We start from the raw sequence: 9,112 nt of genomic DNA, 5'->3' as shown, positions 1-9,112 counted from the left end.
TTGTCGGGGCCGCACACCGGCCCCGACAAGACGCTTCTGATCGACCTGTACGGAGCGATTCGCACGGCGGACATCGCGCGTGACAAGGGGCTTTCGCGCTACGTGATGGTCAGCGCGATTCGCGCCGAGAAGCCGCTCGAGGCGCCGGAGAAGATGCGCCCTTACATGGCCGCCAAGTTCGCCGCCGACCGCCACCTGGAAAGCGCGGGGCTTTCCTACCTGATCCTGAAGCCCGGTCGCTTGACCGACGAGGCTGCGACCCACGGCTTCACCGACGTGTTCGAGGATTCCGCCAACCAGTCGATCACCCGCGCCGACGTCGCTCATGCGCTCTTGCACGTGGTACGTCATCCCGAGATCAAGAACCGCGCGGTCACGCTGCTCAACGGCGAGCGCTCCCTCGACGAGCTGATCCGCTAGGTGAACGCCCCGCTTGGCGCGCCCATCGGGGTGATCGCCGATACCCACGGCCTGCTGCGGGACGAGGCCCTAATCCTGCTGGCGGGGTGTAGTCGAATCCTGCACCTGGGGGACGTGGGCCACCGGGACGAGGACGCGTGCATTCTCGATATGCTCGAAACCCTTGCACCGGTGACCCGGGTGCGGGGCAATATCGATACCGCCCCTTGGGCGGAGGCAATGCCTTACCACGAGACGATCGTGGTCGATGGCTGGACGCTGTATCTTGTGCACCGGCTGGAGGACGCCGACCCGCCGATCGTTGCCCAGGCGATCCTGCACGGCCACTCCCACAAGCCGCGCAACGAATGGCGCGACGGGCGACTGCTCTTCAATCCGGGCGCGGCGGGCAAACGGCGCTTCAAGCTACCCATCACCCTTGGCAAGCTCTGGCCAACGCCCGGCGGGCTCAAGAGCGCGATTGTGCATCTGCCGCTTTGAGCCCGCCGGGCGCGGTGTTCAAGCGCGTCGGGCGGGCTTTCTCAGAGGCGTCAGAAGCTCGCTCAACCCGTTGTGATCGATTTCCTGCATCAGTCGAAGCAGTTGTCCTAACTCGCCAGGGGGGAATCCCTCCCGGGCGAACCAGTTGAGATAGGGGCCGGGCAGGTCGGCGATCAACGTGCCCTGATGCTTGCCGAAGGGCATCCTCTTGCTCACGAGTTTTTCCAGGTCTTCAGCCACCATGGCTTCACCTTCTGTTATCGGATTCGGGTGGGTTGTGATATGCGATTAATGACAGTTTTGTTAGACTTTGGTCGAGGTCAAGAGTCCTTCGCGACCAGGCGGTCACTGCCTGCGTCTTTTTTTCGTTGTTCAGGGTCTATCATGGTCAAACGTTTCAGGTTGTTACTTTGCTCACCGCTGCTTGCACTCGCCAGTGCGCCCGCCTTCGCGGATGAGCCGGTGGATGTCGTACTGGTGGGCGGCGGCATCATGAGCGCCACCCTCGGCACTTATCTACACGAACTCGAACCCGAATGGAACATTCAGATGTTCGAGCGCCTGGACGTGGTGGCGAGCGAAAGCTCGAACGCCTGGAACAATTCCGGCAGCGGCCACTCCGCCTTCATGGAAATGAACTACACCCCGGATGATTCCGGTCAGGTGGAAATTCAGCGGGCGGTGAACGTCACCGAGCAGTTCGAAGTATCCCGCCAGTTCTGGGCCCACCAGGTGGCCAACGGTGTCTTGAACGACCCGTCTTCCTTCATCAATACGGTCCCGCACTTCAGCCTGGTATGGGGCGACGAGGACGTGGCGTTCTTGCGCGAACGCTTCGAGAAGATGACCGCCAATCCGCTCTACGCCGGCATGGAGTACTCCGAAGACCCCGAAGAAATCGCCGAGTGGATGCCGCTGATCATGGCAGGTCGCGATGGGTCGCGCCCGGTCGCGGCCACCCGCATGCAGATGGGCACCGAGGTCAACTATGGCGAGCAGACCCGCCAGATGATCGCCTCCCTTGAGGATAACGAGCATTTCACGTTGTCTCTGGAGAGCGAAGTGCGCGGGCTCGATCGCAACGACGACGGTACCTGGCGCGTGACCGTGACCAATCTGTCCAGCGGTGACGAGACCAGCGTCGATGCCCGCTATGTGTTCCTGGGCGCGGGCGGGGCGGTGTTGCCGCTGCTGCAGGAGTCCGGTATTGCCCAGGCGAGCCTCTACGGCGGCTTCCCGGTAGGCGGGCAGTTCCTCTACACCACCAATCCGGAGGTCGTGTCCCAGCATCCCATCAAGGTCTACGGCAAGGCCGGGGAAGGCTCGCCGCCCATGTCGGTGCCACACCTGGATTACCGTAATCTCGACGGCGAGCCCGCGCTCTTTTTCGGCCCCTTCGCCACCTTCTCGAGCAAGTTCTTGAAAGAGGGCTCCTGGACGGATCTGTTCGGTTCGCTCTCCTTGGATAACACCTGGCCAATGATGCAAGTCGGGTTCGACAACTTCAGTCTGGTGCGTTACCTAATGGGCCAGGTCGTGCAGTCCGACAACGCCCGCTTCGAGGCGCTTCAGGACTTCTACCCTGAAGCCAATCGCGACGACTGGCAGCTCTGGACCGCCGGGCAGCGGGTCCAGATCATCAAGGACACTGACGACGGCGGCGTGCTGCAGTTCGGCACCGAAGTGATCGTCTCCGACGATGGCTCCATGTCCGCACTTCTGGGTGCTTCGCCGGGAGCCTCCACCTCGCCCACCATCATGCTGAGCCTTCTCGAGCGCGTGTTCGCCGAGCAGGTGGCAAGCGATGCCTGGCAGCAGACCCTGACCGAGATCCTGCCTTCCTACGGCCAGCACCTGGCGGACAGCCCGGAACTTCTGCGCGAGGTGCGCTCCTATACGGCGCATCTTCTCGAACTCGACGAGCCGATGAACCTGCTCGAGGAGCGCGAGGCAAGCGACGTGGACGAGATGAACGACGGCGACGATACCGCCACCGAGATCATGGACGTGAGCGATGAAAGCGACGAGCACGATGCAGTGCCCGTCACTGACGATGCCGACGACGCCTGATGCTCGTCAGACTCTTCAATCCCACCCTTCGCGATGCAAAGGGTGGGTCAGAGGCGCCCCTGGCTCGAGATCAGCTCGGCCAGGGTTCTGGCGGGTTCGCCGAGCGTTGCCCGAGCGCGATGAATCAGTCCCACCTCCCGATAGAACGTCTCCTCTCCCAGTGACATCGCCCGTACCCCCGCAGGCCAGCGCTCCCACGCCATGGCCTGGGGCACCAGGGCGACGCCCACGCGATTGACCACCAGACGCAGGATCGCATCCAGTTCGTCGACCTCGCACACCTGTTGCGTGTTCAGGTGGTGATGACGCAGAAAACGCTCGACCTGACGCCCACCGAACGATGCTCGGTCATAGCGAATGAACGGGTGGCTTTCGAGCAGTACCCGCCAGTCGTCGCCTGAAAGGTGCTCGGGCACCAGCAGGCGAAAGGGTTCCCGCGCCAGGGTCGTCCAGTCCAGGTCCGGGTGCAGTGAGAAGGGCGGTCGAATCAGTACCGCCATGTCCAGCTCGCCGCTGTCCACGTGATCGAGAAGCTCCATGGAGAGCCCGGGCACGATGCGGCTCTGGCACTCCGGTACCCCATGGTGAAAGCGCGCCATAATGTCCGGCAGAAAGACACGCTGCAAGGAGGCGATGGCGCCGAGGGTAACGCGTCGGGTCGCGGTGGCGCTCTGACTGGCGCCCAACTGGGCATAGAGTGTGAGCAGGTGTTCCGCCTGAAGCAGAATTTCCTCCCCTCGGGCGGTCAGAAGCGACCCTCGGCCGCTGCGCTCGAAGATCGGCGTGCCCAATGCGCGCTCCAGGCGCTTCATCTGGGCGCTGACCGCCGCCTGGGTCAGGCCGATCTTCTTGCCGGCAGCGGCGAAGGTGCCCTCGCGCGCGACTGCCCGAAGCGTCTTCAGCTCGCGGATCATCGATCACTTCCTTTTGTGAATTGACCAAATAAATATTGATTTTATTTTCGCATGGATCCACCTAGCATGGAGACATAACGCCACAACGACTCTCTATCCCAGGAGCTGCCATGAGCCTTTCCCCGTTCCATCTCGCCATTCCGGTCTACGACGTGCCGCTGGCGCGTGCTTTCTACAACGACGTGTTCGGCCTCGAAGAGGGCCGCTCCAGCGAGAGCTGGGTCGACTTCAACTTCTTCGGCCACCAGCTGGTGATCCACGGTCACCCGAAGACCCCGGGCCAGGAGAGCGCCCACACCAACCCGGTGGACGGCCACGACGTGCCGGTGCCGCACTTCGGCGTGCTGCTGGAGTGGGACGAGTGGGAAGCGCTGGCCGAGCGTTTGAAGCAGAAGGGCATCGAGTTCGTCATCGAACCCTACATTCGCTTCAAGGGCCAGGTCGGCGAACAGGCCACCATGTTCCTGCTCGACCCGTGCGGCAACGCCCTGGAGTTCAAGGCGTTCAAGGACAAGAGCCAGATATTCGCCAAGTAAGCCACGCTTGCGTGTCCAGGGCGCCGGGGGTCATACCCCCGGCGCCTTTGCGTTGCGGCGATGCTTGAGCGGGGAGTCGCCGAAGTAGCGCTTGTAGTCGCGGCTGAACTGGGAAACGCTGCGATACCCCACCGCCAGGGCCGCCTGGTTGACGTTGTAACGGTGCTGGGCCAGCAGCGCCTGGGCCTTCAACAGGCGCAGGCGCTTGACGTACTGGCCCGGCGAGACCCGAGTGATCTGCTTGAAGTGCTGGTGAAAGGCGGAGCTCGACATGCTCGCCTGGCGCGCCAGCGCCTCGACGCTGGTCTCCTCGTCGAAGCGCTCGTGAAGCCGCGACAGCACCTGAACGATACGCGAATAGTGGCCGTGGCCCTGCACCAGCGCCTTGAGCGCGGGGCCCTGCTCACCCTGGAGAGCCTCGTACACCACCTCGCGAACGCGCGCCGCGCCCATCGCCCGGCAGGCGCCCGGGTCGTGCAGCGTTCGGGCCAGCCGGGTTACCGCCTCGGCCATCGAAGTGCCCATCTCGACCGATGCCATCGGGCGTGGAAAGCGTGACGACGGCGTCTCCTGCTGCATGGCATTGACCAGCTCGCCCAGCAGCGCCGGGTCGAGCTTGACGGAAATGCCCAGAAGCGGCGCCTCGACGCTGCCGAAGGTTTCGCACTCGAAAGGCAGGGGCAGAGTCTGCACCAGGTAGTGCCCCGGGTCGTAGTGGATCTCGCGATCGCCCAGGTAGCCGGTCTTCCTGCCCTGGGCGATCACGATCAGGCTGGGGTCGTACATCAGCGGCGTGCGCGTCTGATGGCGGCCCAGGTGCAAAAGCGCGACCTGGTCCAGGCGGGTGGCATTGAAGCCGGCGTGGCGTGCCAGCGGGGCGATCAGCTCGGCAAGCGTGTGCGCGCTCGACGCGGCTGTATCCATTGAGCTCATGGGGGAATCGATGCCTGGTTCGAGAATCATGCTGCTTTCGGGGAGCTTGATGTTACATCATTGCGAATTATTGGAGAAATGGGCAAAAACGCCGTAGCTTCCTTTGTCGCGCCCCTGGCCGCGAGCACCAATAATGACCGGGTTCGACAATTCCCCTGGAGCGATCAATGACCCAAGCGAAATCCTTTGCCGCCTTCGCCGCCGACAAGCCCCTGGCACCGTTCAGTTTCGAGCGCCGCGCCCCGCGTCCGGACGACGTCGCCATCGAGATCCTCTACTGCGGCGTCTGCCACAGCGATCTGCACTTCGCCCGCAACGACTGGGGCATGAGCCAGTACCCGGTGGTGCCGGGCCACGAGATCGTCGGCCGCGTGACGGCCGTGGGCGAGAAGGTCAGCCGTTTCAAGGCGGGGGACCTGGTCGGCGTGGGCTGCATGGTCGACTCCTGCAGAAGCTGTGCGGCGTGCAGCGACGGCGTCGAGCAGTACTGTCTGGAAGGCTTCACCATGACCTACGGCGGCCCGGACCGGGTCGACGGCACCCTTACCCAGGGCGGTTACTCCGATTCGATCGTGGTCAGCGAGCACTTCGTGCTGAAGATGCCGGACGGCATCGACCTGGCCTCGGCGGCGCCCATCCTGTGCGCCGGTATCACCACCTACTCGCCGCTCAAGCACTACGGCGTCAAGGCGGGCCACAAGCTCGGCGTGATCGGCATGGGCGGACTTGGCCACATGGGCGTGAAACTCGCCAAGGCGCTGGGCGCCGAGGTGACCGTGTTCACCCGCTCCGACGCCAAGGTCGAGGAAGCCAAGCGCAACGGCGCCGATCACGTGGTGGTCTCGAGCGACCCGGCGCAAATGGAGGCGGTGGCCGCAAGCTTCGACTTCATGCTCGATACCGTGCCGGTCCAGCACGACCTGAACCCCTACCTCAATGCCTTGAAGTACGACGGCACGCATATCCTGGTCGGCCTGCTGGAGCCTATCGAGCCGGCGATCGAGGCCTTCAACCTGGTCTTCAAGCGTCGCGTGGTGGCGGGCTCTCTGATCGGCGGCATCGCCGAGACCCAGGAGCTCCTCGAGCTGTGCGCCGAGCAGGGCATCACCTGCGACGTCGAGATGCTCGACATCAACGATATCAACCAAGGCTTCGAGCGCATGGAAAAGGGTGACGTGCGCTACCGTTTCGTCATCGACATGGCCACGCTCAAGGGCGATGCTGCCTGATTCGCACCGTGTTCGATCGACCGCCGCGGGTTCGCCTGCGGCGTTTTCGTGTTCAGGGCATTGAACTTTGGTCGCGAAAACCTTAAATCGGCTTCAGCTTCACGCCCGCTCGCCGATGCCCTTTAGGATGACCGTCCAACGAGAAGGGATACCGTGATGCGCAATCTGTCGATCAAATGGAGCCTGACCGCCGCCCTGGCGCTGTTGCTGGTGATGATCGCCCTGGCCAGCGGCCTGGGCTTCTTCGCCAGCCAGTCGAGCAACCGGGCGCTGGTCGAGCTCAACGGCGTCAACGTGCGCCTGGCGAACCTGGCCAACCGTACCCAGGTGAACGCGCTGCGCGCCCAGACCTTTCTGGACCGCTCGGCCAGCTTCAGCACCCAGGGCGACCCGGAGCGCGGCGCCGAGAGCCTGGCGCGGGCCAGCGAGGCTTTAACGCGCTCCCGGGCGCGCTTCGCCGAGTTCCAGGCCTACCCGGTGAGCGACCAGGACGAGCTTGCCGGCCACCGCGACGCCATCGTCGCTGCCTTCGAGGCCTACGTCGTCGAGGGCATGGTGCCGCTGCTCGACGCCGCGCCGTTCCAGATTCAGCGCAGCCAGGAGAGCCTGAGCGCGCTAGGCGCTGCGCTCGACGAGGCGATGAGCGGCTTCGTCGCCTACAGCCAGGCGCGCAGCGCCCGACTGCTCGACGACGCCTCGACGCTCACCGAGCGGCTCGGTATCGTGGCTCTGGCGCTTCTGATCGTGTCGCTGCTGGCCGCGGCGGCGCTGCGCCTTGGCATGATGCGAAGCGTCGTCAAGCCGCTCGAACGGGCGCTCGAGCACTTCGCGGCCATCGCCGACGGCGATTTGACCCAGCGCATCGAGGATCGCGGGCGCAACGAGATCGGGCGGCTGTTCGCCGGGCTCGACGCCATGCAAGCGCGCTTGACGACGCTGGTCGGCTCGCTGCGTGCCAGCAGCGACAGCGTCTTCACCGGGGCAGAGGAGATTTCCTCGGGCAGCCAGGATCTCTCCACGCGCACCGAGGAGCAGGCTTCGGCCTTGCAGCAGACCGCCACGAGCATGGAGGAGATGGCCACCACCGTGCGCAACAACGCCGATATCGCCGAGCAGGCCGATGCGCTGTCCGTGGCGGCGACGCGCTCGGCCCAGCAGGGCGGGGCGGAGGTTGCGCGCACCGTGACACGGATGCGCGACATCGCCGAAAGCGCTCATCGGGTCAATGACATCATCGGCGTGATCGACGCCATCGCCTTTCAGACCAACATTCTAGCGCTCAACGCCTCGGTGGAGGCCGCCCGGGCCGGCGAGCAGGGCCGTGGCTTCGCGGTGGTGGCCGGCGAGGTGCGCGCCCTGGCCACGCGCAGCGCCGACTCCGCCCGGGAGATTCGCGTGCTGATCGAGCAGACCACGACCAGCATCAACGATGGTGCGCGCCAGGCCGAGCACTGCGGCGCCACCATGGCAGAAAGTGTCGAGGCGATCGAGAGGGTCACCGCACTGGTGGGCGAGATATCCACTGCGACGCGGGAGCAGACCAGCGGCATCGAGCAGATCAACGCCGCGCTGACCGAGATGGACTCGGTGACCCAGCAAAACAGCGCCCTGGTGCAGCAGACCAGCGCCGCCGCCGGTACCCTCGAGCATCAGGCGAGCGAGCTTGCCGACCTGATCGCCACCTTCAAGGTGGGTACTCAGGCAGCGCAGCCCGCCACGCCCGCGCTCGACCCGCCCGCTGCCGCCCGGCTAGCTATCGCTTAAGCGCCGGGCAGGTACGCCGACACGCGCAGGCGCACGTAGTCGGCGCTCCAGTGGCCCTGGCCATCGCTCAGGCTGTGCGAGAGCAGGTTCAGGGTATTGTCCATCACCGTGATCTTGAGATCGTCGTCGAGGCCGTGGAAGAAGGGCTGGGCGAAGGTCTCGAGCCACGCCTGCATGCCGGTGGGCAGCGGGGTCGGGCGGGGAATCAGCGCGATGCTGTCGACCTTGAAGCCGGCGGTCTCGAGCAGGTGGGCGTACTCCTCGGCGGTCGGGAAGTACCAGGGGTGACGGCCCCGGGCGCTGATGCCGCGAAACTGCAGCGAGGCGATCAACGCGGTGCAGATGGCGGCGACGTTGCCGTGGCCGCCGAACTCCGCCACGAACCGCCCGCCGGGTTTGAGCGCGCGCTTGACGCCCGCCAGCACCGTCTGCGGGTCGAGCATCCAGTGCAGCGCGGCGTTGCTGAACACGGCATCGAACTGCTGGTCGAAGGGCAGCTGGTAGGCGTCGGTGCGCTGGGCATTGACGCCTCGCGCCCGGGCGGCCTCGACCATCGCCTCCGAGGCGTCCACGCCCAGCACCTCGGCGCCCTGGCGGGCGATGCGCTCGGTCAGGGCGCCGTCACCGCAGCCAAGATCCAGAATGCGCTCACCGGGACTGGCGGCGAGCAGCGCCAGAACGTCCTGCCCCAGAGCGGGCACGAAGCTTGCGTTTTCGGCATACTGGCGGGCGCTCCAGGACTGGCCGGGGATCTGTGGTGTCGAGG

10 protein-coding genes are annotated in these 9,112 nt (G+C 65.1%); 6 read left to right on the top strand and 4 right to left on the bottom strand.

The window, feature by feature from the left end; all coding sequences use genetic code 11:
* Together BIS11_RS05495 and BIS11_RS05490 are read left to right on the top strand one after the other, a co-directional pair.
* On the top strand, window positions 1-420 hold a 420-nt coding region (locus BIS11_RS05495; RefSeq protein ID WP_253585802.1), incomplete at its 5' end, for an NAD(P)H-binding protein.
* Entirely contained in the window at window positions 421-900 is a 480-nt protein-coding gene (locus BIS11_RS05490; RefSeq protein ID WP_253423901.1) for a metallophosphoesterase family protein, read from the top strand.
* Window positions 901-918: 18 nt separating this feature from the next.
* On the opposite strand, the gene BIS11_RS05485 is transcribed toward BIS11_RS05490, so the two are convergent.
* Window positions 919-1,143, bottom strand: coding sequence for a DUF3820 family protein (locus BIS11_RS05485; protein ID WP_253423904.1), 225 nt, complete (start codon window positions 1,141-1,143; stop codon window positions 919-921).
* A 141-nt stretch (window positions 1,144-1,284) separates the two neighbouring features.
* On the opposite strand from BIS11_RS05485, the gene mqo reads away from it, so the two are divergent.
* Window positions 1,285-2,970: a malate dehydrogenase (quinone) gene (gene mqo / locus BIS11_RS05480; protein ID WP_253423907.1), complete on the top strand. Its 1,686-nt coding sequence runs from the start codon at window positions 1,285-1,287 to the stop codon at window positions 2,968-2,970.
* Window positions 2,971-3,017: 47 nt separating this feature from the next.
* On the opposite strand, the gene BIS11_RS05475 is transcribed toward mqo, so the two are convergent.
* Window positions 3,018-3,884, bottom strand: coding sequence for a LysR family transcriptional regulator (locus BIS11_RS05475; protein ID WP_253423910.1), 867 nt, complete (start codon window positions 3,882-3,884; stop codon window positions 3,018-3,020).
* A 110-nt stretch (window positions 3,885-3,994) separates the two neighbouring features.
* Here BIS11_RS05475 and BIS11_RS05470 point away from each other — a divergent pair, with 110 nt between their 5' ends.
* Window positions 3,995-4,420 carry a VOC family protein gene (locus BIS11_RS05470; RefSeq protein ID WP_253423912.1) on the top strand — a complete coding sequence of 142 codons (426 nt, stop codon included), beginning with the start codon at window positions 3,995-3,997 and terminating at the stop codon, window positions 4,418-4,420.
* A gap of 30 nt (window positions 4,421-4,450) precedes the next feature.
* Here BIS11_RS05470 and BIS11_RS05465 read toward each other — a convergent pair whose 3' ends face one another.
* Complete coding sequence (locus BIS11_RS05465) at window positions 4,451-5,344, bottom strand: AraC family transcriptional regulator (protein ID WP_253423915.1); 894 nt, start codon at window positions 5,342-5,344, stop codon at window positions 4,451-4,453.
* 176 nt (window positions 5,345-5,520) lie between these two features.
* Here BIS11_RS05465 and BIS11_RS05460 point away from each other — a divergent pair, with 176 nt between their 5' ends.
* Entirely contained in the window at window positions 5,521-6,582 is a 1,062-nt protein-coding gene (locus BIS11_RS05460) for an NAD(P)-dependent alcohol dehydrogenase (protein ID WP_253423919.1), read from the top strand.
* A gap of 156 nt (window positions 6,583-6,738) precedes the next feature.
* Window positions 6,739-8,346 carry a methyl-accepting chemotaxis protein gene (locus tag BIS11_RS05455; protein ID WP_253423928.1) on the top strand — a complete coding sequence of 536 codons (1,608 nt, stop codon included), beginning with the start codon at window positions 6,739-6,741 and terminating at the stop codon, window positions 8,344-8,346.
* Here the strand turns inward: BIS11_RS05455 and BIS11_RS05450 are convergent.
* A partial coding sequence (locus BIS11_RS05450) for a class I SAM-dependent methyltransferase (protein ID WP_253585801.1) occupies window positions 8,343-9,112 on the bottom strand: 770 nt, incomplete at its 5' end. The genes BIS11_RS05455 and BIS11_RS05450 overlap by 4 nt on opposite strands.

The organism is Halomonas sp. 707D4, from assembly GCF_024158685.1.
Classification (GTDB): domain Bacteria; phylum Pseudomonadota; class Gammaproteobacteria; order Pseudomonadales; family Halomonadaceae; genus Vreelandella.
This window is presented reverse-complemented; position numbering and strand designations above follow the sequence as displayed.

Bases quoted from the DNA above. Each gene is read 5' to 3' on its own strand.
- BIS11_RS05470 (WP_253423912.1), top strand. From the start codon at position 3,995: ATGAGCCTTTCCCCGTTCCATCTCGCCATTCCGGTCTACGACGTGCCG.
- BIS11_RS05465 (WP_253423915.1), bottom strand. From the start codon at position 5,344: ATGGATACAGCCGCGTCGAGCGCGCACACGCTTGCCGAGCTGATCGCC.
- BIS11_RS05475 (WP_253423910.1), bottom strand. From the start codon at position 3,884: ATGATCCGCGAGCTGAAGACGCTTCGGGCAGTCGCGCGCGAGGGCACC.
- BIS11_RS05460 (WP_253423919.1), top strand. From the start codon at position 5,521: ATGACCCAAGCGAAATCCTTTGCCGCCTTCGCCGCCGACAAGCCCCTG.
- mqo (WP_253423907.1), top strand. From the start codon at position 1,285: ATGGTCAAACGTTTCAGGTTGTTACTTTGCTCACCGCTGCTTGCACTC.
- BIS11_RS05485 (WP_253423904.1), bottom strand. From the start codon at position 1,143: ATGGTGGCTGAAGACCTGGAAAAACTCGTGAGCAAGAGGATGCCCTTC.
- BIS11_RS05455 (WP_253423928.1), top strand. From the start codon at position 6,739: ATGCGCAATCTGTCGATCAAATGGAGCCTGACCGCCGCCCTGGCGCTG.